This window comes from Aeromicrobium sp. JJY06, assembly GCF_044069275.1.
Classification (GTDB): domain Bacteria; phylum Actinomycetota; class Actinomycetes; order Propionibacteriales; family Nocardioidaceae; genus Aeromicrobium; species Aeromicrobium tamlense.
In genome coordinates this window covers 342,213-361,758 of sequence record NZ_JBIMRD010000001.1, presented here as the reverse complement: position 1 = coordinate 361,758, position 19,546 = coordinate 342,213, and the positions used below count along the sequence as shown (strand labels likewise).

The window sequence follows — 19,546 nt, the reverse complement described above, 5'->3', positions numbered from 1 at the left end:
GGTCAGTCGCGCGTGAGGTCGGCGACCTGGTAGCTCCAGACCTCGCTGTGGGTGGAGACGGGCTCGGGCGCCTCGCCGCCGGCGCGCTCGGACTCCGAGCGGTGGCCGTGCCCGAAGGCGGGCGAGCTCAGCCACGCCCGGAACGACTCCTCGTCGCGCCAGCGGGTGACGACGAGCCACTGCTCGCGGTCGTCGGTGGGCTTGAGCAGCTCGAAGCCCTCGAAGCCCTCCTGTCCGTCGACGGCGCCGGCGCGCTTGGCGAAGCGGTGGGCCAGCTCGTCGCCGGAGTCCTTCGGAACGGTGATGGCGTTGATCTTGATGACGGTCACGACAGCCATGCTGCCACTGCGGCCCGATCGAGGACGATGACGGCGTCGTCGTCGTCCTGCCAGGCGATGCGGGCAGGGACGTGCGCGGCCTGCTCGGCCGAGAGCAGGGTGACGAAGGCGCCGCCGGGCGCCAGCCACTCGGCCATCGGGGAGACGACGGCGCGCACGTGGTCGAGGCCGTCGCGGCCGCCGTCGACGCTGGAGCGCGGCTCGTGCGCGCGGAAGTCGCCATGGATGCCGTCGATCCGCGCGCTCGGCGCGTGGGGGAGGTAGCCGACGGCGAGGTCGATGCGGCCGCGGAGCGCCGGCGGCAGGGCGTCCCACCACGACCCGTGATGTGTGGTGAACCCGAAGCGGCGACCGTTGGCCCGGGCGACCACGACCGACGCCGGATCGAGGTCGACCGCGTGGACCTGCGCGGTCGGAAGGCGGCGCGTCATGACCGCGGCGATCGCTCCGCTGCCGCAGCCGAGGTCGACGACGACCTCGGCGTCGGGACGCAGGACGGCGGCCACCTCGGGGATCGCCTCCGCTCGACGGCGGGGGACGAACACGCCCTCGGCGACGGCGACCGCGACGCCGCCGAACTCGGCCACGCCCACGGCCTGCTCGAGCGGCAGGCCGGAGACCCGGGCGGCCACGGCCCGCTCGACGTCGCCGGGGTCGATCAGGTGACGGCGCACGAACGCGGCCTCGCGCTCGGCGAACACGCACCCGGCAGCACGCAGCCGGGCGACGATCGGGTCGCTCTCCACGACTCGATCATCGCCCGGCCACGTCATCGGACGCCCGTCAGGGCAGCAGCCACAGCGAGCTGCAGTTCGACTTCACGGCCTTGCCCGTGAGGCGATCCGCCAGCCAGTCGTGGGTCTGGCCGAGGCGCGTGATCGCCGGACCGAGGTGGTTCAGCGCGGTTCCGCCAGTGCCGACCAGCTGCACGACGGGCGTGTACGTGACGTTGACGCCCTGGGCGCACCAGTCCTTGGCCAGCTGCTTGGCCTGCGCGTGGTCGACGATGTCGTCCTTCGTGCCGGTGAGGACCTGGACGGGCACGTTCGGCTTGAGCCGGCCGATGCGCTGGGCGTCGACGGGGGCGCGCAGGGCGGCGTCGTTCTTGACGATGTCGTAGAGCGACTTGCCGTTGGTGGTCCACTTCGACGTCTTCTGGAAGCCGTACGAGAACAGCGTGCCGCCGATGCACTGCGTCTTGACCTTCTCCAGCGCCTCCTTGCCAGCGGGCGTGGCGAGCGTGTCGAGGGCGCTCTGCAGCTCGGGGAAGTACGGCGTGATGCCGTTGATCGCGTAGGCGATGACGCCGGTGAGGTCGGTGCCGTCGGCGGACTTCAGCACCTCGACGAGGTTGGCCGGGGGAGCGCCGGCGTAGGCGCCCTTGAGGTTCAGCTCGGGGGCGTAAGAGGGAGCCAGCTCGGCCGCCGAGCCCGCCGCGCCGCCACCCTGGGAGTAGCCGTAGAGGCCGATGGGCGACGCGGTGGTGACCGAGGTGTCGGGGAGCTGCAGCGCGGCACGGGCGGCGTCGAGCAGCGCCTGGCCCATGTCGAGACGGTTCGTGTAGGTGTGGACGCGGTCGGTGGTGCCCAGGCCGATGTAGTCGGTGAGCACGACGGCCATGCCGCGGTTGAGGAAGTCGTGGATGCTCGGGATCTCGTAGCCGATGCCGAACTCGTCGCCCTCGACGTTGAGGAAGGTCTCGAGGGACTTGGAGGGGGCACAGGCGTCGCCCTGGCCCTGGGTGCCGGCGGCGACCGCGACCAGCGGGCGCGGACCCGTGCCGGTCCACTTCTTCGTCGGCTCGATGTAGGCGCCGCTGACGGCCGCGGGCTCGCCGGCCGCGTCGGTGGACGTGTACATGATGCGGGTGGCCTTGCCGGGCAGGTAGAGGCCGTTGAGCGTCAGCGCGAGCTTCATCGGCTCGGTGCGGATCACCGTGCCCTTGCCGGAGGGGAGGTCGGCGGGCGGGTCGTAGAACGTGGGCGCGGCGTTGGCCGCCTGCGGGGCCGCGACGAGGCCGGCGAGCAGGGCGCCGGCGGCCGCGGTGACGAGGAATCGAGCGGATCGGAACACGAGGTACTCCCAAGTAATGTGACGCTGGTCACGCGAAAGGTATCACGGAGTTACACCTGCGCGACATGGGGATTCCCTGGTCGTGGGCACGCGGCAGTAGGCTGGTTCCCCGTGGCCCTCACCATCGGAATCGTCGGACTTCCCAACGCCGGCAAGTCGACGCTCTTCAACGCCCTGACCAAGAACGACGTCCTCGCGGCGAACTACCCGTTCGCGACGATCGAGCCCAACGTCGGCGTCGTCGGCGTGCCCGATCCGCGGCTGGAGAAGCTAGCCGAGATCTTCGGCTCCGAGCGCATCCTGCCCGCCACCGTCGAGTTCGTGGACATCGCCGGCATCGTGCGCGGCGCGTCCGAGGGCGAGGGCATGGGCAACAAGTTCCTCTCGCACATCCGCGACTCCGACGCGATCTGCCAGGTGACCCGCGTGTTCCGCGACGAGGACGTCACGCACGTCGACGGCGACGTGAACCCCGCCAGCGACATCGAGACGATCTCGATCGAGCTCGTCCTGGCCGACCTGCAGACCGTCGAGAAGGCGCTGCCGCGCCTCGAGAAGGAGTCGCGCAAGGACAAGTCGCTCGTCTCGCAGTTCGAGGAGGCGAAGAAGGCCAAGGAGGCGCTCGAGGCCGGCACCGGCGTGCTCAATGCGGGCCTCGACCTGGCCGAGCTGCGCGACCTGCACCTGCTCACCGCGAAGCGCTTCCTGTTCGTCTTCAACTGCGACACCGACGAGCTGAACGACGAGGACCTCAAGGCGAAGATGCGCGAGCTCGTCGCGCCCGCCGAGGCCGTCTTCCTCGACGCCAAGAGCGAGGCCGAGCTGGTCGAGCTGGGCGACGACGAGGAGGCCGAGCAGATGCGCGCCGAGATGCTCGCGGACCTCGGCATCGAGGAGCCGGGCTTGGACCAGCTGGCCCGCGTCGGCTTCGACACCCTCGGCCTGCAGACCTACCTGACCGCGGGCCCGAAGGAGGCGCGCGCCTGGACGATCAAGAAGGGCGCCACCGCCCCCGAGGCCGCCGGCGTCATCCACACCGACTTCCAGAAGGGCTTCATCAAGGCCGAGATCGTGTCCTTCGACGACCTGATCGCCGCCGGCTCGATGAACGACGCCAAGGCCGCCGGCAAGGTCCGCATGGAGGGCAAGGACTACGTCATGGCCGACGGCGACGTGGTGGAGTTCCGCTTCAACGTCTGAGCCTCGGGCGCCCGCCCTCGGTTCAGGGTGGAGCTGTTGCGCGCGGACCCCTGGGCTGAGGGGTGGCCTCACCCTGACAGGCTTCTGTCATGGGTCACGTCGACGTCGCACACCTGGAGTACGTCCTGCCGGACGGGCGGTTGCTGCTCGGTGACGTGTCGTTCCGGGTGGGGGAGGGTTCCGTCGTGGCGCTGGTCGGCCCGAACGGGGCCGGCAAGTCGACGCTGCTCCGGCTGATCGACGGCTCCCTGACGCCCGACTCGGGCACCGTGAACGTCTCCGGCGGCCTGGCAGTGATGCCGCAGTTCGTCGGGACGGTTCGGGACGGCTCGTCGGTGCGTGACCTGCTGGTGAGCGTGGCGCCTGACCGGATCCGCGACGCCGCGCGAGCGGTCGATGCCGCCGAGGCCGCGCTGGCCTCGAACGACGACGAGGCCACGCAGATGGCCTACGCCCAAGCGCTCTCGGACTGGGCCGAGGCCGGCGGCTACGACTACGAGAACACCTGGGACATGTGCACGATCGAGGCGCTCGGTGCCTCGTACTACTCCGTCATGGACCGTGAGGCCGTGACGCTGTCGGGCGGTGAGCAGAAGCGGGTCGTGCTGGAGGCGTTGCTGCGCGGACCGGCCGAGGTGCTGCTTCTCGACGAGCCCGACAACTACCTCGACGTGCCCTCCAAGCGCCGGCTGGAGCAGCAGCTGCGCGAGACCCGCAAGACCGTGCTGCTGGTCTCGCACGACCGCGAGCTGCTGTCGGAGGCCGCTGACAAGATCCTGTCGGTCGAGCCGTCGCCGGCCGGAGCGGACGTGTGGGTGCACGGCGGCGGCTTCGCGTCGTTTCACGAGGCCCGCATGCAGCGGTTCGCGCGGTTCGAGGAGCTGCGCAAGCGCTGGGACGAGCAGCACGCGCGGTTGAAGAAGCTGGTGGTGAGCCTGCAGCAGGCCGCCGCCGTCAGTCATGCGATGGCGTCGCGGTACGCCGCGGCGCAGACCCGGCTGAGGAAGTTCGAGGAGATCGGGCCGCCCCCCGAGCCGCCGCGCGAGCAGGACATCACGATGCGCCTCAAGGGCGGCCGCACCGGCGTGCGTGCGATCACCGTCGAGAAGCTGGAGTTGACGGGTTTGACGGCGCCGTTCGACCTCGAGGTGTTCCAGGGCGAGCGAGTGGCCGTGCTCGGCTCGAACGGCTCCGGCAAGTCGCACTTCCTGCGCCTGCTGGCGGGCCAGCCGGTCGACCACTCGGGTGCTTGGAAGCTCGGCGCGCGGGTCGTGCCGGGACACTTCGCACAGACCCACGCCTACCCCGAGCTCGAAGGCCGCACGCTGCTGGACATCCTGTGGGCCGAACATGCCCTGCAGCGCGGGCCGGCGATGTCGTTACTGCGGCGCTACGAGCTGGAGCAGCAGGCCGAGACCACGTACGAACGGCTCTCGGGAGGGCAGAAGGCACGGGTGCAGATCCTGCGCCTCGAGCTCGGCGGAGCGACGTCGCTGCTGCTCGACGAGCCCACCGACAACCTCGACCTGGAGTCGGCCGAGGCGTTGCAGGCCGCGCTCGAGTCGTACGAGGGCACCGTCCTGGCCGTGACTCACGACCGTTGGTTCGCCAAGACCTTCGACCGATTCCTGGTCTTCGGGGCCGACGGCGTGGTGCGCGAGAGCTCGGAGCCCGTGTGGGACGAGGGACGCGTGCAGCGCGACCGCTGAGACACTGGACCGTCCGGAACCGCTGCCCACGCGCACCCTCACTCCCAGAGGGCCACGTACGTCCAACCGCTCAGCCAGCAGCGGAGTGAAGTCAGACGCCTCGCCCCTCCACGCATCGCGCAGGGACCCGAACTCCAGACGGCCCATCGTGTGGTCAGTCATCCGTGGCTTCTTGGAGTCGAACGAGAGAAAGCAGCATGGCAGGCCGCGCTGAGCGTCGGGCGCTAGTTCTTGCGCGAACGATAGACGTCCGCGCGGCGCCAGGGTGATCGTTCGCGATGTTCTGGCGCTGAGGCCCGGGTAGGGGCCCAACCATCTCAAGATCCGCGACGAATCGCGGGTACTTCCCGACGGGTCCATCCTGAGAAGGACAGCACGCCGGGTGGATCCGACCTCGGCGACCGGACGATGGAAGCCGGCGGCGACTGCGATGCACGGCCACGCGGCCACTCCCGGCGGGGGGCGGCACCATGTGCACGAGCATCAGATTCTCCGACGGGAGCGGCCATCTGTACCTGGCCCGCAATCTCGACTGGACGCAGGGCTACGGCGAGCGGGTGGTGGTGACGCCCACCGGTGTCGAGGTGCCCTCGCCCTTCGGGGCGGTGCCGAGCATCCGGCACGCCGTCATCGGGATGGCGATCGTGGAGGAGGGCACGCCCCTCTACTTCGACTGCGGCAACGACGCGGGTCTGGCGGTGGCCGGACTCAACTTCCCGGGCTACGCGCGCTACGCGCAGGAGCCGGTCGAGGGCGCGACCAACGTCGCTGCGTACGAGTTCCCACTCTGGGTGACGTCCCAGTTCTCCAGCGTCGACGAGGTCGAGGCGGCGCTGCGGAGTCTGGTCATCGTGGACAAGCCCATCAACGATCGGTACCCGAGCTCGCTGCTGCACTGGATCATCGGCGACGCCACACGCGCCATCGTGGTGGAGGCCACGGACGAGGGGGTGCAGGTCTTCGACGACGACGTTGACGTCCTGGCGAACCAGCCGGGCTTCGGCTGGCACCACGAGAACCTGCGCAACTACCTCAACGTCGGCCCGGAGTTCCCCGAAGAGACCGAGGTCGGCCGAGCGCGCCTCGCGCCGTTCGGCTCCGGGTCGCACATGCGAGGGATTCCCGGGGACTACTACTCGCCGTCCCGGTTCGTGCGCGCGGCCTACGTGAACGCGCACTACCCGCAGAAGTCGACGGAGGAGGAGAACGTGAGCCGCGCGTTCCACACGCTCCAGCAGGTCGCCATGGTCGACGGGAGCGCGGCCATGGGCTCCGGTGAGTTCGAGACGACCATCTACACCGGGCTCTTCTCGGCGCGGACCACGACGTACTACTGGAGCACCTACGACGACCCCGCTGTCCAGAGCGTCGCGCTGGCGGACCACGATCCGGCCGGCAAGGAGCTCGTCGTCGTCTGACCGCTGATCGCACCCGGGTCGCGGCTCGGCGATCACCGGGGGCTGGCTCTAGCGGTGTGGCGCTCGTCCCGCTGTCTCGGCGCGGCTGCCGAGGAGGCGGAAGGCCTGGGCGAGCTCAAGCGGCTCCACGGCCTCGATCTCGGCGTCGAAGCGCAGGAGCGAGGCCGCGAGCGCCGGCCACGACCACGAGCCCTCCACGACGCGAGTGCGGTCGTCCGCGACCGTCTCGGCGTGACCGTCGCGGACGAAGGGGCGCACCCGGTCGATCGGCAGGTGCACCACCGCCGCTCCGCGGCACGGCCAGTCGCTGTCCACGGACCCCCGGAACCGGGAGGTGACGAAGGCCGCAGGGTCGCCGCCCGGCAGGTCGCGCGGGACGAACCGCGGTCCATTCGGGACGCGCGGGCTGATCCGGTCGGCGCGGAAGACGCGCCAGTCCGCGCGGTCGAGGTCCCAGCCGACGAGGTACCAGCGGCCGTGCCGGTGGACGAGGTGATGGGGCTCGACGCGGCGCCGAACGCCGGCGTGGTCGAACCGCAGGACCTCGCGCGCATGGACGGCGGCGCCGATCGCGAGGAGGACGTCGCGGTCGACGGCCGGGCCCGATCGCGCCTCGACCACGTCGACGGGCAACGCGTCCAGGCGGTGCCGCAGTCGTGACGGCATGACCTGGCGCAGAACGGTGAGCGCCCGCAGTGCCGCCTCGCCGATCCGGTCGTCGAGCCCGAGGCCGGTGGTGGTGGAGACCTGCAGTGAGAGGGCCAGGGCCAGTGCCTGGTCGTCGTCGAGGAGCAGGGGCGGAAGGTCCGCTCCGGCGTCGAGACGATAGCCGCCTGCCGGCCCCGTGAAGGCCTCGATCCGGTAGCCGAGCTCGCGCAGCCGCTCGACGTCGCGGCGCACGGTGCGGGGGCTGACGTCGAGACGCGACGCGAGCACCTCGCCCGTCCAGTCGCGGCGGGTCTGCAGGAGCGAGAGCAGGGCGAGCAGCCGTCCCGAGGTCGTCGTCACGTCTCGATTCTGGCGCAAGTAACGGACAGATGCTGACCGCAATGCTCGGGAGGCTGCCACGAGAGCGGCCACCGTGGCCGCCGGAAATGAGGGTCTCCATGTTCAACGTCCTGGGTGACATCAGCTGGCTGGCGTTCGGCATCGCCGCCGTCGCCTCGATCGTGCTGGCGGGCGTGTGGTTCGCCGTCGTCGTGCCCCGCCCCTATGCACTCGCCCTCGGGCGGGCGGGGGAGTCGACGCCTCCGGTGAGCGCCGTGTCCGCGGTGGGGCCGGTCGTGTGCCAGCTCGTCACCCTGCTCGCGACCGCGGTGCTGCTCGAGGCTCTCGGTGTCACCACGACGGGCGATGCGGTGGTCTTCGGCCTCGTCGTCGGCGTGGGCTACCTGACCGCGATGGCCTTCCAGATCGCGATCAATCCCAACGTCCCGCGACCGCTGCTCTACGGCCTCGTGAACGCGCCCTACTTCGTGGGCACGAGCGTGCTCGCCTCGGTGCTCCTCGTCGCCGTCGGATGACGTGCGAAGGGGTCGAAGGGCGGGGTCACCTCGTGCCCTTCGGCCCTGTGCGCGCCAGCGTTACGGCGGGACGATCGAGGGGTAGGAGGCGAGGGCCATGTGGACGATCCGGAGCATGGGCGGCATCGCACTCCTGCTCGCCGGCAGTACGTGGCTGTGGCTGACGCCGGCGTTCGCCGGGCGCGGCGTCGCGACCTCCGGGGCGCTGTGGTGGGTCACGCGGCTTCTCTGTCTCGTGACGATCGCGGGATTCTGCTTGGCGACCTACGGGCTGTTCGCCCGCCACCCCTGGTGGGAGACGGCGGCACTGACGTCGTCGGCCATCGGGCTCGTCGCCCTCCTCACCTACGCCGTGGCCGCCGCCCGCGGTGGTGAGCCCACCGGCACGTGGCTGTGGAACGCCTTCGTCCACGTGCTCATGCTGGCGGGGATCGCCGCCCTGCTGCTCGTCCCGGCGCTGGAGCGCTGGGTGGACTCCCACGTGATGAGCCCCTAGGAGGAGGAGATCCCATGAGCTGGCTGTTCGGTGCCTTTCTCATCGCCCACGGTCTGGTGCACGCCGCGATCTGGCTGGCGCCCGCCTCGGACGACGTGCCCTTCGACGTGCGGCACTCGTGGCTGCTGGGCGAGCTCGGCTCGTCGACGACGGTCGTGGCCCTGGCGGCGGCAGCGGTGTTCGTCGTCGCGGGCATCGCGTTCCTCGCGGGTGCGCCCTGGTGGCCGGGTGTGCTGTTGGCGGCGTCGCTGATCTCGCTCGCGCTGCTGCTCGTGACCTTCACCCCGTGGTGGCTGCTCGGCGTCGGCATCGACGTGGCGCTGGCGGCCGTGGCCCTGCGGGAGCTGTGGACCTGACCCACCGCTCCGCGGCGCCAGATGTGTAGCGTTCGCCACCGTTCTTCGGCCCCATCCTCCGGAAAGGGGTGGAGACCGCTACACATCTCGCGCGCCGGAGGCGTGGACGCGGACGGAGGTCAGCGCTGGCCCGGCAGGGTGCCGAAGCTGTTGCGGTACCGCGTGCCCTCCTTCGGGCGGGTGAACCGCAGCCCGCTCCACGTGGGGTCGACGGACAGGCAGGTGCTCTCCACGAGGCCGCAGTCGTAGCCGATCTCGATGACCTTCGGAAGGGTCAGGTCGGAGCCCAGACCGCGTCCCTTCGGCCACGAGAGCCAGAGCTTGCCCTGCGGCGCGACGTGCGGCACGAGGCGGGGGAACTCGGCTCGCATCTGGTCCTGCGTGACGACGAAGAGGTGGAGGTAGTCGATCTCGCCGCGCAACGGCACCATCCTCAGGTCGGGGAGCCCCATGGACTCCGGCACGCCGTCGGGCGCGTGCACGAAGTGGGCCGTCCAGCCGGGCTTCACGCCCATCTTCTCGGCGACGCTCCGGTTGCCCACGGGCTCAGCCCTCGACTCGCACGTGCTGTCGGGCGGGGCGACCGGTCGCGACCACGGCCACGGCAAGCGGGAGCAAGATGACGCATCCGGCCGCGCTCGCGTGCGCGAGCGCCTCGTGAATCGGGAAGAGCTCGTTCGGGACGGTCTCGCCGGGGATCGGCATGTCGTGGGCATTGGCCCACACCACGAACTGGACGAGCCACAGGAGCCAGGTGACGAGTGCGACGGCCTCCGTGACCCTCCGGAGTCGACGACTCGGTCTCAGCAGGCCCGCGAGTGCGGCGATGGCCGGGGCGATGAAGGCTGCGAGCGCCCAGCCCAGGATGATCCACCACTCCGCGAGGCTCTCCATGGCGCAAGGCTAGGCCTCGCGGCGCTCGCCGGGGCTGTTTTCGACGGTGACCGGTGGCATGCTGCCACCCATGGAGTCCCGTCACGTCAGCCGCGTCATCGCCGCATCGCCCGAGGAGGTCTACGACTTCGCCGTGGATCCCGCGCACCTGCCGCGCTGGGCGGCGGGGCTGGCGCAGGCCGAGGACATCGAAGTGCAGGGCGACGTCCTGCGGATGCAGTCGCCGATGGGAGAGGTGTCGGTGCGCTTCGTCCCGCGCAACGACCTTGGCGTCCTCGACCACGACGTCACCCTGCCGAACGGCGACGTCGTCACCAATCCGTTCCGCGTGCTCGCGCACCCGGAGGGCGCCGAGATCCTCATGACCGTGCGCCAGCTGGACCTCTCGGACGAGGACTTCGACCGCGACTGCCGCCAGGTGGCGGCCGACCTCGACACGCTGGCCGGCCTGCTCGAGGGCTGACTCAGGGCGAGACGGCGCGCGCCTCGGCCGGGTGTCCGGGCTCGAGGTCGTCCGCGTCCGAGACGCGCAACGGCGTGAACGGCCCGCCGCTGTGGGCCGAGAGCACGCGCGTGGCCAGGCAGACGTGGTCGCCGCCGTCGTCGAGCACCGCGATCCGCTCGAGCAGCAGCCGGTTCGGGAGGTCGCGCAGCAGCGGCGTGCCGTGCTGGTCGGTGTCGACCTCGAGGTCGGCGAACTTGTCGGTCTCGGCGCTGCACGCGGTGCCGAACCGCTCGGCGAGCGCGTGGTCCTGGTCGGTGAGGAAGTGCACCGCGAAGTGCGTGGCGCGCAGACCCGTGCGGTACGTGTGGTTCGCCTTCGACAGCCACAGGCTGTAGTGCCCGCTGTCGATGCTGGACTGGGAGTGGAAGCCGACGAGGCAGCCCGCGCGCTCGTCCTCCGCCGCGGTCGTCACCACCACCAGGGGCGGGTCGACGGACGTCATCAGGGACTCGAAGGCCTCGTCGCTCACGCCAGCACCCTACGTCCGCCGGGCGTGCTCCGCAGCGGACGAACGATGAGGCATTCGGGTACCCCGGCGGGGCGAAAGGCATCATTCTGCGTCCCCTACGGTGGACGGGTGACCGAGCTGCTGATCGCGCGCCTCGTGCTGTTCGTCGTCATGGCGGGTACGGGAGTGCTGCTGCTGTGGATGGCGCGCGCCGCGGCCTCGGGCCGCCTCCGTCGCAACGCGCTCGCCGGGATCCGCACGCCCAGCACGATGGTCAGCGACGAGGCCTGGCTCGCCGCCCACCAGCGCGCCGAGCGCCCCACGCAGGCAGCCGGAGCCGCATCGCTCCTGGTCGCCGTCGTGATGCTCACGCCGGTCTCCGAGACCGCCATGTTCGTCACCGTCATGCTCGGCGCTGCCGCGATGCTCGTGCTGGTGATCCACGGCGCCGTCGTCGGCGGGCGCGCCGCGCGGGCGCTCGACGACTGAGGTCACACGTCGGCGAGGTCCGTCCCTTCCGGTGCCCAGTTGCCGTGGAAGCCCGCGGGCACGCGGCCGGGAAGGTGCACCGTCGCGACGTCCTCGAGCGTCGCGGCGTCGAGCAGGCGCAGCTGGCTCCGACCCTCGGCGCGGTCGTGGACGTAGCCCATCAGCACGCCGTCGTCCTCGGCCGTGCCGTCGGGGTCGGGCACGAAGCAGAACTCGCTCGCCTCCATCCCGGAGCCCAGCCGGCGCGCGTCGGTGGTGCCGGTGGCGAGGTCGTGCCGCAGGACGGTGTCGCCCGGGACGCCGTCCTCGAAGCCCACGGCCCAGCCGTACCGGTGCCGTCGTCCCGTGAGCCGCTCGTCGTGCCGAGGGAACTCCTGCGACCGCTGGTCCAAGCCGCTCTCGTGGGCCCGGCCGGTGCGCAGGTCGAGGGTGAACCGGGTCAGCACCGCAGGGCCCTCGTCCGGCCCGTTGAGGACCGTGTCGAACATCCGCGGGTGCCGCACCACGTCCACCACGACGGAGTCGCCGTCGTCGTAGGCGTTCAGCGTGTGGAAGACGTAGCAGGGGTCGATCTCGAACCACCGCACGGCGTCACCATCGGCGTCGCGCGGCAGGATCCCGATCCGGGCGGGGTAGTCGCGGTTCCACCGGTAGGGGAGTGAGGGCTCGTCGCTCCCGCCGCGCGCGATCCGGGCGATCACCGGCTCCGGCAGCGGATTGCGCCCGATCACCCGGTTGAGGACTCCGCGGACGAGTGGCCTGATGAGGCGCGGCACGTCGGCGGTGGCCATCGCGATGTCGAACGTGACGGGCAGGTCGAGGATCACGACGTGCCGTTCGGTGAGGGCGAAGTCGTGCATCATCGGGCTGCCGTGCACCTCGATGTCGACGCTGCGCCGGATCCGGCCGTCGTTGCCGAGCACCGAGTAGGCCACCTTGTTGCCGCGCATCCAGCTGTAGGACAGGGCGTGCAGCTCCCCGGTGTCGGGGTCGCGATGGGGATGCGCCGCGTAGCCGGGCCGACCGGGCAGGCTCGGCAGGGTGCCGCCGAAGTCGCACGGGCCCACCGTGTCGAGCTCGTGGGTCAGCTCGTAGGGCGGCGCGCCCGCCTCGACGAGGGCGAGCGTGCGCCCGGCGTGCTGCAGGACGTTGGTGTTGGCGGCGAAGTCGAGCTCGCCGGGCGTGCCGCGCACGGGCTCGCCGAGGGCGTCGGCGACATCGGCCGAGCGCACCCAGCGGTTCCGGTACCACTGGGCCTGTCCGTCGCGCAGCCGGACGCCGTGCACCATGCCCTCGCCGAGGAACCAGTGGTGCTGGTCGCCGGGGTCGTCGAGCGGATTCGGGCCGATGCGCAGGTAGCGGCCGTCGAGGTGGGCGGGCAGTCGCCCGGTGACGGCCAGGTCGGTCGCCGTGAGCTCCTCGCGAACGGGCGCGAAGTTGTCGCGCAGGTACCGGTTCGTCGAGCTGGTGATGGGGTCGATGGTGTGGGTCATGGCGTCTCCTCAGACATGCGCCCGAGCCGCATAACGCTGTTATCGCTCGACCATAACGCCGTTATGGCAGGGTGTCCAGCATGAGCTCGGAGACCACCGCCGACACGCCGGACGCCCGTCGCAGACTGCTGGAGGAGGCGGCGCGCATCCTCGACGAGCAGGGCCCGTCGGCGCTGTCCGCCCGCCGGCTCGCCACGGGTGCCGGCACCTCCACGATGGCCGTCTACACGCACTTCGGCAGCATGGGCAAGGTCGTCGACGCCGTCGCGACCGAGGGATTCCGTCGCCTCATCGACCGGGTGGACGCCGTCGAGAGGACGGACGACCCGGCGGCCGACCTGTTGGCCACCGCGGCCGCGTACCGCGAGAACGCCCTCCAGAACCCCCACCTCTACGCCGTGATGTTCGGAGCGATCAGTGTGCGTGGTCTGGGTGGCCAGGGACCTGACCCCGATGTGGCCTACGCGGCCTTCCGGCAGCTGGTGACGCTGGTGGAGCGGGCCATGGACGCCGGGAGGCTCCGTCGCGACGACCCGAAGGCCGTGGCGGCACAGTGGTGGAGCGCGCTCCACGGCTACATGATGCTGGAGCTCGCGGGGATGGACCAGGTGGTGAGGGATCCGGAGCACCACGTGCTGTGGCGGCTCATGGGCAACCTCCTCGAGGCGCTCTCGGACTGAGCGCACCCACGAACGATGAGGCATTCGGGGACCGGAGCGGGGCGAAAGTCATCATCGTTCGTCCCGCCGGAGGCCGGCCTCAGGCGCTGCGGGGGGCGTACATGATGACGGCGACGCCGACGAGGCAGATGGCGGCGCCGGCGACGTCCCAGCGGTCGGGGCGGAAGCCGTCCAGGAGCATGCCCCAGGCCAGCGAGCCGGCCACGAACACGCCGCCGTACGCCGCGAGGATGCGCCCGAAGCTCGCGTCGGGCTGCAGCGTGGCCACGAACCCGTAGAGGCCGAGTGCCACGACGCCCAGTCCCATCCACATCACGCCGCGGTGCTCGCGCACGCCCTGCCAGATCAGCCACGCGCCGCCGATCTCGGCGACGGCGGCCACGGCGAACAGGGCGATCGAGCGCAGGACGTCCATGGCGCGATCATGCCGTGTCAGGCTGGAGCCGTGACCGACCAGCCCCAGACGGCCGAGGCGCTGATGCGCTCGCGGTTCGACGCGTTCCGGCGCGGCGACCGCGACTGGCTGCTCGCGACATGGCACCCCTCGACCCGCCCGGACGACCTCGATCTCGCGGACAACCCGCGCTGGCGCGGCTTGCAGATCGTCGACACGCAGGCCGGCGGGCCCGGCGACACGACGGGCGTGGTGGAGTTCCGCGCCACGTACCTCGTCGACGGCGAGCTGGGCATCCTGCACGAGCGGTCGCGCTTCGTCCGCGAGGACGGACGCTGGCTCTACGTGGACGGGGACGTGCGGTGAGCGCCGCGGGAGACCTCCCGACCTCGATCGGCAGGCCGGCGACCCATGCGCTCCACGCCGCCGGCATCACGACGCTCGCGCAGGTCTCCGAGCGCTCCGAGGCGGAGGTCCTCGCGCTGCACGGCGTGGGACCCAAGGCCGTGCGGCTGCTCCGCGAGGCGCTGTCCGACCGAGGCCTGCGCTTCCGTCCGGGCGACTGACTACGCTCGCACCATGACGGAGAGCGTGAAGGGCCCCGCCTCGTACTTCCCGGCGATCGAGAAGAAGTACGGCGAGCCGATCGAGCACTGGATGAGCGAGCTGGAGTCGGTCGCGACCGCGAAGCACATGGAGCAGGTCGCGTTCCTCAAGGACCAGCACGGCTTCGGCCACGGACACGCCAACGCGCTCGTCGCGGTGTTCCGCCAGCGGAAGGGACTCTGAATGGCCCAGCGCATCGCCTTCGCCACCTGCGCCAAGCTCGCCGAGGGATTCGAGGACGACCACGCGGCCGCGCGCCTGCTCGACGCGGACTTCGTCGTCTGGAACGACCCCGCGGTCGACTGGTCGGTGTACGACCACGTCGTGATCCGCTCGGCGTGGGACTACACGATCCAGCGCGAGGCGTTCGTGGCCTGGGTGCGGTCGCTGGGCGAGCGGGTCTCCAACGCGCCCGACCTCATCGCCTTCAACTCCGACAAGGCCTACCTCGGCGCGCTCGGCGTGCCCACGGTCCCCACGGCGTACGTCGTGCCCGGTGCCGAGACGCCCCAGCTGCGCGGCGAGGTCGTCGTCAAGCCCACGGTCTCCGCCGGCGGCCGCGACACCGGCAGGTTCGACCCCGACCACCACGACGAGGCCCGCGACCTGATCGCGCAGATCAACGCCTCGGGTCGCGTCGCGATGGTGCAGCCCTACGTCGAGGGCGTCGACGCCGCGGGCGAGACCGCGGTCGTCTTCCTCGACGGCGAGGTCTCGCACGTCCTGCACAAGAAGCCGGTCCTGCGCGAGCAGGGCACGCCCGAGCTGCTCGATCCCGACGACCCGGCCTCCGAGGCCGCGATCATGCACGACGAGGACCTCGTCACGTCGGGCGAGGCGTCCCCGGAGTTCCTCGACCTCGCGCACGCCGCCCACGGCGAGCTGGCCACCCGCTTCGGCGTGCCGCTCTACGTGCGCGTCGACATGGTGCCCGGCCCGTCGGGTCCGGTCGTCATGGAGATCGAGGCCGTCGAGCCGTGCCTCTACCTCGACCTCGCCGAGGGAGCGGCCGAGCGCCTCGCGGACGCCGTCAGAGCGCGCGCGACCCGGTGACGACGTCCTCGGGACGCAGCTTCTCGGGGGCCAGCCACACCGCGATCGCGGTCGTGATCGGCACCGCCAGCACGAGCCCGATCGCGCCGACGAGCGTGCGCACGATCTCCTGGGCAATGCCCTCGGTGACGGCGACCTCCAGCAGGGGCCGCTGGTAGGCCGAGATCAGCAGCAGCGTCGTCATCGCCGTGCCCGCGTAGGCGAACACCAAGGTGTAGACGCTCGACGCGATGTGGTCGCGGCCGATCCGCATCGCGGAGCCGAACAGCTCGGCGCGGCCCGCGGTGGGCTTGAGGGCGCGCATCTCCCAGACCGCGCTGGCCTGGGTCACGGTGACGTCGTTCAGCACGCCGAGGCCGGCGATCACCATCGACGCCGCCACGACTCCCGCGAGACTCATCGCGGGCGCGGTGGCCAGCAGCAGGTGGTCGTCCTCGGAGCCCACGCCCGTCAGGTGCGCCCAGTCGGTGGACATCGCCCCCACCAGCGCCGTGAAGGCGATGCCGAACAGGGTGCCGAACAGGGCGGCGGTGGTGCGGATCGAGACGCCGTGCGCGAGGTAGAGCACGGCGAGCATGATCACGGTCGAACCCGCCACCGCTACCGCGATCGGTGGCTGGTCGGCCAGCAGGGCGGGCAGGACGAAGCGCAGCAGCACGAGCAGCGTGATCCCGATGCCCAGCAGCGCGAACAGGCCGCGCCAGCGACCCACCACGGCGACGAGGATCGCGAAGACGACGGCGAGGATCAGCAGCTGCGGACCGCGCTGGTGGTCGTAGAACTCGTAGGAGGCCGGCTGGCCCTCGGGCTGGACCTCGATGACGCGGATGCTGTCGCCGACCTCGACGGCCCCGCCGACGTAGCGCGTGGGATCGAGCGTGAACACCGCGGACGAGCCGCGCTCGGTCTCGGCCGTGACGTTCGCGCACGAGCCCTCGACCATCGGGATGTTGTCGGGCCCGGTGCCGGTGCTGCCGCAGTCGAAGGGGTTCACCTCGGTGACGGTGGCGTCCAGGATCGCGACCGAGCCGTAGGGATCCGCGCCCTGCGGGACGTCGGCCTTGTCGGGCCACAGCGCCGCGACCGCGCCGAACGCGACGAGCGCGACGACGAGGACGACGGCGGTCAGCGACCACGCGAGGCGGGGTCGCGGCGGTCCCTCGGGAGGCTGGATCGCGTGGTGGTGTGTCACGATGCCAGCGTGTCAGAAGGCGAAGAGATCCCCGAACACCTCCCCGGTGGATCCGGCGGTGTCTGGCGGGTGGGCCGCACGGTCCGCCGCCCGACCGGTGCCTGGACCCCCGCCGTCCACGAGCTGCTGCACTGGCTGGAGAACGAGGGCCTGGGCGGCATCCCGCACGTCTCCGGGCTCGACGACGACGGCCGCGAGATCGTCTCGTACGTCGAGGGCCGCGGCGTGCCGGTCGACGACGAGGTCGTCCTGGACTCCGTGCTGGTCGAGGCCGTGGGCTGGCTGCGCGACTTCCACGACATCGTCGAGGACTTCCGTCCTGAGGGCCCGCGCGTGTGGCGTCAGGCGGGCGAGGTCGAGCTCACCGGCGACCAGATCATCTGCCACAACGACCCGGGCGCCTACAACTGGATCATCCAGAGCGGGCACTTCGTCGCGATGATCGACTGGGACCTCGCCGGCCCGGGGGAGCGGATCGACGATCTCGCGTTCCTGTGCTGGACCGCGATCCCGCTGTACCGCGAGATCCCGCTCGAGGACGTCGTGCGCCGGCTCGACCTGGTCGTCGACGCGTACGCCGAGTGGGGGCCGATGGCGCTGCTCGACGCCGTGGTGGCCCGCATGACCACCGCCACCGAGCGGATCGCGGCGGGCATCGAGCGCGGCGACCCCGGCATGCTGAACCTCGCGCGCAAGGGCGAGCCGCAGCGCACGCGCGACCGGCTGGCGGCCTTCGAGGCCCGTCTGCCCGAGATCCGCGCCGCGCTCTGAGGCCTCCGGGACCGACCTCGTCGGACCGCCCCGGAATGTGACACGTGTCACGTAGGGTGTCGGCCATGGATTCGATGCTGTCGACCGTGGGACTGCCGGTCGCCCTCGGGGTCATCATGTTCGGGCTGGGGCTGTCGCTGACCGTCGCGGACTTCGCGCGGGTGCGCAAGTCGCCCAAGGCGGTCGCGATCGCGCTGCTGTGCCAGCTCGTGCTGCTGCCGGTGGTGTGCTTCGGGCTGGTGCTCGCCCTCGACCTCCCGCCGCTGCTGGCCGTCGGCATGATGCTGCTGGCCGCGTCGCCCGGCGGCAGCACCGCGAACCTCTTCAGCCACCTGTTCCGCGGCGACGTCGCGCTGAACATCACGCTCACCGCGATCAACTCGGTGGTCGCGATCATCTCGCTGCCGATCGTCACCAACCTCGCGATGGCCTACTTCGACCTCGGCGACGAGGTCTCGCTGCAGTACGGGAAGGTCATCGAGGTCTTCGCCGTGGTCCTGGTGCCCGTCGGCCTGGGCATGCTGGTCCGCGCCAAGCGGCCCGACTTCGCCGACGCGATGGACAAGCCCGTCCGGATCGGCTCGGCGGTGCTGCTGTTCGTCATCATCGCCGGCATCGTCGTGGACCAGCGATCGAACGTGGGCGACTACGCCGCCTCGGTGGGCCTCGCGGTCACGATCTTCTGCATCGCCAGCCTGGTCATCGGGTTCGTCGTGCCCTCGTGGGCGGGCGTCACCGACCGGCAGGCCGTGGCCTGCTCGTTCGAGATCGGCGTCCACAACGCCACGCTCGCGATCTACGTCGCCGTCGAGGTGCTCGACAGCGTCGAGCTCTCGGTGCCCGCCGCGGTCTACGGCCTGGTGATGTTCGTGCTGGCGGCGCTGTGGGGTCTGGTCCTCACCCGGTGGATCCTGCCGAGGTCGAAGGCGCGGGCGCTACCGTCGCACCATGGCTGACGTGCACTTCGACGAGCGCGACGACGCGATCGCGTTCGTCGCCTCCCTGGGGGCGCAGGACGTCCCGTGTCGCCTCCACCGCGACGAGTTCGCCGGCGAGGACGACTTCGACGACGCCGCGTGGCTGGTCGAGGTCGATGCGTCCCTCCCGGGACTCGCGCAGCGCGCCGAGGAGGCCGGGGGCTGGCTCGTCGAGGCGTCGGAGGGACCCGCATCGGTCCCGCCGCCGCTGCCGGAGGCGCCGAAGCGGCTCAAGCGCGCCTGAGGCTCAGGCGGTCTGCGTGGCGTCGTCGTCCTCGGGCAGCTCGATGATGCCGTGGAAGACGGTCACCATCATCTGGTCGAGGACGGTCTCGCGGTCGAACGTCCGGCCCGTCCAGCGCGCCATCTCGGCCGAGAACCAGAGCGCGCCGAAGACCTCCTCCAGCCCCAGGCGGACGTCGATCTCGTCGCGCATGAGGTCGGGGATGCCGTTGACCGTGATCGCGGTGGCCACCTCGAAGAGCGCGTCGAGGCGCTCGATGAGCTTGGTGCGCACGGGGGAGTTCGGCCCGAAGCCGGTCGCGCCGATGAGCGGGCCGAGGTCGACCGCGAGGTCGGCGAGGTCGGTGAAGAACCTGCGGATGCCGTCCTCGACGTCGCTCGCGGAGCCGGCCAGGTCGCGGCTGATGCCGTGGGCGTTCTCGGTGGCGCGGACCATCGCCGCGTCGATCGACTCGAGCACGGAGGCCTCGAAGAGCTCCTCCTTGGACGGGAAGTGCCGGTACAGCATCGCCTCGTTGACACCGGCCTCGGCGGCGATCTCGCGGGTGCGCGTGGCGGCATAGCCGCTCTCCGCGAAGACGCGACGGGCCGACTCGATGATCTGGGCCCGTCGACGCTCCGCGGACATCCGCCGCTTGGGTGTGCGTTCTCCGGTCACGGAAGAGACGGTAGGACACACCACGGCAAC

General features: G+C 71.2%; 27 protein-coding genes. 16 read left to right on the top strand and 11 right to left on the bottom strand.

Annotation, left to right across the window (positions count from 1 at the left end):
- Positions 1 to 2 precede the first annotated feature (2 nt).
- Genes ACGWYL_RS01860 through ACGWYL_RS01850 form a run of 3 tightly spaced genes read right to left on the bottom strand, consistent with a single transcriptional unit; the run spans position 3 to position 2,411 of the window.
- Complete coding sequence (locus ACGWYL_RS01860; protein WP_395486277.1) at positions 3 to 338, bottom strand: antibiotic biosynthesis monooxygenase family protein; 336 nt, start codon at positions 336 to 338, stop codon at positions 3 to 5.
- The gene (locus ACGWYL_RS01855) at positions 326 to 1,084 is read right to left on the bottom strand and encodes a methyltransferase domain-containing protein (protein WP_395486276.1); all 759 of its coding nucleotides are present in this window, start codon (positions 1,082 to 1,084) and stop codon (positions 326 to 328) included. The genes ACGWYL_RS01860 and ACGWYL_RS01855 overlap by 13 nt, the downstream gene beginning before the upstream one ends.
- A 37-nt stretch (positions 1,085 to 1,121) precedes the next feature.
- Positions 1,122 to 2,411, bottom strand: a complete 1,290-nt coding sequence (locus tag ACGWYL_RS01850) for a lipase family protein (protein WP_395486275.1) — start codon at positions 2,409 to 2,411, stop codon at positions 1,122 to 1,124.
- Positions 2,412 to 2,522: 111 nt separating this feature from the next.
- Between ACGWYL_RS01850 and ychF the strand changes: the two genes are divergently transcribed.
- From ychF to bsh, 3 genes are all read left to right on the top strand, one after another.
- Positions 2,523 to 3,611 carry a redox-regulated ATPase YchF gene (gene ychF / locus ACGWYL_RS01845; RefSeq protein WP_179423301.1) on the top strand — a complete coding sequence of 363 codons (1,089 nt, stop codon included), beginning with the start codon at positions 2,523 to 2,525 and terminating at the stop codon, positions 3,609 to 3,611.
- 89 nt (positions 3,612 to 3,700) lie between these two features.
- Complete coding sequence (locus tag ACGWYL_RS01840; RefSeq protein WP_395486274.1) at positions 3,701 to 5,320, top strand: ABC-F family ATP-binding cassette domain-containing protein; 1,620 nt, start codon at positions 3,701 to 3,703, stop codon at positions 5,318 to 5,320.
- A 470-nt stretch (positions 5,321 to 5,790) separates the two neighbouring features.
- The gene (gene bsh / locus ACGWYL_RS01835) at positions 5,791 to 6,738 is read left to right on the top strand and encodes a choloylglycine hydrolase (protein WP_395486273.1); all 948 of its coding nucleotides are present in this window, start codon (positions 5,791 to 5,793) and stop codon (positions 6,736 to 6,738) included.
- A 48-nt stretch (positions 6,739 to 6,786) separates the two neighbouring features.
- Here the strand turns inward: bsh and ACGWYL_RS01830 are convergent, their stop codons facing one another.
- Positions 6,787 to 7,746: a helix-turn-helix transcriptional regulator gene (locus ACGWYL_RS01830; RefSeq protein WP_395486272.1), complete on the bottom strand. Its 960-nt coding sequence runs from the start codon at positions 7,744 to 7,746 to the stop codon at positions 6,787 to 6,789.
- A 98-nt stretch (positions 7,747 to 7,844) separates the two neighbouring features.
- Between ACGWYL_RS01830 and ACGWYL_RS01825 the strand changes: the two genes are divergently transcribed.
- The 3 genes from ACGWYL_RS01825 to ACGWYL_RS01815 all read left to right on the top strand — a co-directional run bounded on the left by ACGWYL_RS01825 (position 7,845) and on the right by ACGWYL_RS01815 (position 9,113).
- Positions 7,845 to 8,261: a DUF1761 domain-containing protein gene (locus ACGWYL_RS01825; protein WP_395486271.1), complete on the top strand. Its 417-nt coding sequence runs from the start codon at positions 7,845 to 7,847 to the stop codon at positions 8,259 to 8,261.
- A gap of 97 nt (positions 8,262 to 8,358) precedes the next feature.
- On the top strand, positions 8,359 to 8,757 hold the full coding sequence (locus ACGWYL_RS01820) for a hypothetical protein (protein ID WP_395486270.1): 399 nt from the start codon (positions 8,359 to 8,361) through the stop codon (positions 8,755 to 8,757).
- Between the two features lie 14 nt (positions 8,758 to 8,771).
- Positions 8,772 to 9,113: a hypothetical protein gene (locus ACGWYL_RS01815; protein WP_395486269.1), complete on the top strand. Its 342-nt coding sequence runs from the start codon at positions 8,772 to 8,774 to the stop codon at positions 9,111 to 9,113.
- A 119-nt stretch (positions 9,114 to 9,232) separates the two neighbouring features.
- Here the strand turns inward: ACGWYL_RS01815 and ACGWYL_RS01810 are convergent, their stop codons facing one another.
- Both ACGWYL_RS01810 and ACGWYL_RS01805 read right to left on the bottom strand, forming a co-directional pair.
- Positions 9,233 to 9,655: a hypothetical protein gene (locus tag ACGWYL_RS01810; RefSeq protein WP_218845716.1), complete on the bottom strand. Its 423-nt coding sequence runs from the start codon at positions 9,653 to 9,655 to the stop codon at positions 9,233 to 9,235.
- Positions 9,656 to 9,659: 4 nt separating this feature from the next.
- Positions 9,660 to 10,007 carry a hypothetical protein gene (locus tag ACGWYL_RS01805; protein ID WP_395486268.1) on the bottom strand — a complete coding sequence of 116 codons (348 nt, stop codon included), beginning with the start codon at positions 10,005 to 10,007 and terminating at the stop codon, positions 9,660 to 9,662.
- A 70-nt stretch (positions 10,008 to 10,077) separates the two neighbouring features.
- Here ACGWYL_RS01805 and ACGWYL_RS01800 point away from each other — a divergent pair, with 70 nt between their 5' ends.
- Positions 10,078 to 10,470 (top strand): SRPBCC family protein, encoded by a 393-nt coding sequence (locus tag ACGWYL_RS01800; RefSeq protein WP_395486267.1) that lies wholly within the window; start codon positions 10,078 to 10,080, stop codon positions 10,468 to 10,470.
- A gap of 1 nt (position 10,471) precedes the next feature.
- Here ACGWYL_RS01800 and ACGWYL_RS01795 read toward each other — a convergent pair whose 3' ends face one another.
- Positions 10,472 to 10,981 carry a flavin reductase family protein gene (locus ACGWYL_RS01795; RefSeq protein ID WP_395486266.1) on the bottom strand — a complete coding sequence of 170 codons (510 nt, stop codon included), beginning with the start codon at positions 10,979 to 10,981 and terminating at the stop codon, positions 10,472 to 10,474.
- A 108-nt stretch (positions 10,982 to 11,089) separates the two neighbouring features.
- Between ACGWYL_RS01795 and ACGWYL_RS01790 the strand changes: the two genes are divergently transcribed.
- Entirely contained in the window at positions 11,090 to 11,449 is a 360-nt protein-coding gene (locus tag ACGWYL_RS01790) for an SdpI family protein (protein WP_395486265.1), read from the top strand.
- A gap of 2 nt (positions 11,450 to 11,451) precedes the next feature.
- On the opposite strand, the gene ACGWYL_RS01785 is transcribed toward ACGWYL_RS01790, so the two are convergent.
- Positions 11,452 to 12,942, bottom strand: coding sequence for a carotenoid oxygenase family protein (locus ACGWYL_RS01785; protein ID WP_395486264.1), 1,491 nt, complete (start codon positions 12,940 to 12,942; stop codon positions 11,452 to 11,454).
- Between the two features lie 80 nt (positions 12,943 to 13,022).
- Between ACGWYL_RS01785 and ACGWYL_RS01780 the strand changes: the two genes are divergently transcribed.
- Complete coding sequence (locus tag ACGWYL_RS01780; protein ID WP_395486263.1) at positions 13,023 to 13,622, top strand: TetR/AcrR family transcriptional regulator; 600 nt, start codon at positions 13,023 to 13,025, stop codon at positions 13,620 to 13,622.
- 79 nt (positions 13,623 to 13,701) lie between these two features.
- Here the strand turns inward: ACGWYL_RS01780 and ACGWYL_RS01775 are convergent, their stop codons facing one another.
- Positions 13,702 to 14,037 carry a YnfA family protein gene (locus ACGWYL_RS01775; protein ID WP_179423347.1) on the bottom strand — a complete coding sequence of 112 codons (336 nt, stop codon included), beginning with the start codon at positions 14,035 to 14,037 and terminating at the stop codon, positions 13,702 to 13,704.
- 30 nt (positions 14,038 to 14,067) lie between these two features.
- Between ACGWYL_RS01775 and ACGWYL_RS01770 the strand changes: the two genes are divergently transcribed.
- The 4 genes from ACGWYL_RS01770 to ACGWYL_RS01755 are packed head-to-tail and all read left to right on the top strand — an operon-like array spanning position 14,068 to position 15,675.
- On the top strand, positions 14,068 to 14,382 hold the full coding sequence (locus ACGWYL_RS01770) for a YchJ family metal-binding protein (protein WP_317628218.1): 315 nt from the start codon (positions 14,068 to 14,070) through the stop codon (positions 14,380 to 14,382).
- Complete coding sequence (locus ACGWYL_RS01765; protein WP_395486262.1) at positions 14,379 to 14,582, top strand: hypothetical protein; 204 nt, start codon at positions 14,379 to 14,381, stop codon at positions 14,580 to 14,582. The genes ACGWYL_RS01770 and ACGWYL_RS01765 overlap by 4 nt, the downstream gene beginning before the upstream one ends.
- 13 nt (positions 14,583 to 14,595) lie before the next feature.
- A complete protein-coding gene (locus ACGWYL_RS01760) occupies positions 14,596 to 14,805 on the top strand; it encodes a DUF4287 domain-containing protein (protein WP_179423350.1) in 210 nt (69 codons plus the stop codon).
- Positions 14,806 to 15,675: a RimK family alpha-L-glutamate ligase gene (locus ACGWYL_RS01755; protein WP_395486261.1), complete on the top strand. Its 870-nt coding sequence runs from the start codon at positions 14,806 to 14,808 to the stop codon at positions 15,673 to 15,675.
- Here the strand turns inward: ACGWYL_RS01755 and ACGWYL_RS01750 are convergent.
- A complete protein-coding gene (locus tag ACGWYL_RS01750) occupies positions 15,653 to 16,867 on the bottom strand; it encodes a YibE/F family protein (RefSeq protein WP_179423354.1) in 1,215 nt (404 codons plus the stop codon). The genes ACGWYL_RS01755 and ACGWYL_RS01750 overlap by 23 nt on opposite strands.
- Positions 16,868 to 16,876: 9 nt before the next feature.
- Here ACGWYL_RS01750 and ACGWYL_RS01745 point away from each other — a divergent pair, with 9 nt between their 5' ends.
- The 3 genes from ACGWYL_RS01745 to ACGWYL_RS01735 all read left to right on the top strand — a co-directional run bounded on the left by ACGWYL_RS01745 (position 16,877) and on the right by ACGWYL_RS01735 (position 18,859).
- Positions 16,877 to 17,638 (top strand): phosphotransferase, encoded by a 762-nt coding sequence (locus ACGWYL_RS01745; protein WP_269303230.1) that lies wholly within the window; start codon positions 16,877 to 16,879, stop codon positions 17,636 to 17,638.
- Between the two features lie 65 nt (positions 17,639 to 17,703).
- Entirely contained in the window at positions 17,704 to 18,594 is an 891-nt protein-coding gene (locus ACGWYL_RS01740) for a bile acid:sodium symporter family protein (protein ID WP_179423359.1), read from the top strand.
- A complete protein-coding gene (locus ACGWYL_RS01735) occupies positions 18,587 to 18,859 on the top strand; it encodes a hypothetical protein (protein WP_395486260.1) in 273 nt (90 codons plus the stop codon). The genes ACGWYL_RS01740 and ACGWYL_RS01735 overlap by 8 nt, the downstream gene beginning before the upstream one ends.
- 3 nt (positions 18,860 to 18,862) lie before the next feature.
- Here ACGWYL_RS01735 and ACGWYL_RS01730 read toward each other — a convergent pair whose 3' ends face one another.
- A complete protein-coding gene (locus ACGWYL_RS01730) occupies positions 18,863 to 19,516 on the bottom strand; it encodes a TetR/AcrR family transcriptional regulator (RefSeq protein WP_179423363.1) in 654 nt (217 codons plus the stop codon).
- Positions 19,517 to 19,546 lie beyond the last annotated feature (30 nt).

Excerpts from the sequence above, each read along its gene's own strand:
- ACGWYL_RS01860 (WP_395486277.1), bottom strand. The coding sequence starts at position 338 with ATGGCTGTCGTGACCGTCATCAAGATCAACGCCATCACCGTTCCGAAG.
- ACGWYL_RS01840 (WP_395486274.1), top strand. The coding sequence starts at position 3,701 with ATGGGTCACGTCGACGTCGCACACCTGGAGTACGTCCTGCCGGACGGG.
- bsh (WP_395486273.1), top strand. The coding sequence starts at position 5,791 with ATGTGCACGAGCATCAGATTCTCCGACGGGAGCGGCCATCTGTACCTG.
- ACGWYL_RS01825 (WP_395486271.1), top strand. The coding sequence starts at position 7,845 with ATGTTCAACGTCCTGGGTGACATCAGCTGGCTGGCGTTCGGCATCGCC.
- ACGWYL_RS01820 (WP_395486270.1), top strand. The coding sequence starts at position 8,359 with ATGTGGACGATCCGGAGCATGGGCGGCATCGCACTCCTGCTCGCCGGC.
- ACGWYL_RS01815 (WP_395486269.1), top strand. The coding sequence starts at position 8,772 with ATGAGCTGGCTGTTCGGTGCCTTTCTCATCGCCCACGGTCTGGTGCAC.
- ACGWYL_RS01805 (WP_395486268.1), bottom strand. The coding sequence starts at position 10,007 with ATGGAGAGCCTCGCGGAGTGGTGGATCATCCTGGGCTGGGCGCTCGCA.
- ACGWYL_RS01800 (WP_395486267.1), top strand. The coding sequence starts at position 10,078 with ATGGAGTCCCGTCACGTCAGCCGCGTCATCGCCGCATCGCCCGAGGAG.
- ACGWYL_RS01785 (WP_395486264.1), bottom strand. The coding sequence starts at position 12,942 with ATGACCCACACCATCGACCCCATCACCAGCTCGACGAACCGGTACCTG.
- ACGWYL_RS01780 (WP_395486263.1), top strand. The coding sequence starts at position 13,023 with ATGAGCTCGGAGACCACCGCCGACACGCCGGACGCCCGTCGCAGACTG.
- ACGWYL_RS01775 (WP_179423347.1), bottom strand. The coding sequence starts at position 14,037 with ATGGACGTCCTGCGCTCGATCGCCCTGTTCGCCGTGGCCGCCGTCGCC.
- ACGWYL_RS01760 (WP_179423350.1), top strand. The coding sequence starts at position 14,596 with ATGACGGAGAGCGTGAAGGGCCCCGCCTCGTACTTCCCGGCGATCGAG.
- ACGWYL_RS01755 (WP_395486261.1), top strand. The coding sequence starts at position 14,806 with ATGGCCCAGCGCATCGCCTTCGCCACCTGCGCCAAGCTCGCCGAGGGA.
- ACGWYL_RS01740 (WP_179423359.1), top strand. The coding sequence starts at position 17,704 with ATGGATTCGATGCTGTCGACCGTGGGACTGCCGGTCGCCCTCGGGGTC.
- ACGWYL_RS01735 (WP_395486260.1), top strand. The coding sequence starts at position 18,587 with ATGGCTGACGTGCACTTCGACGAGCGCGACGACGCGATCGCGTTCGTC.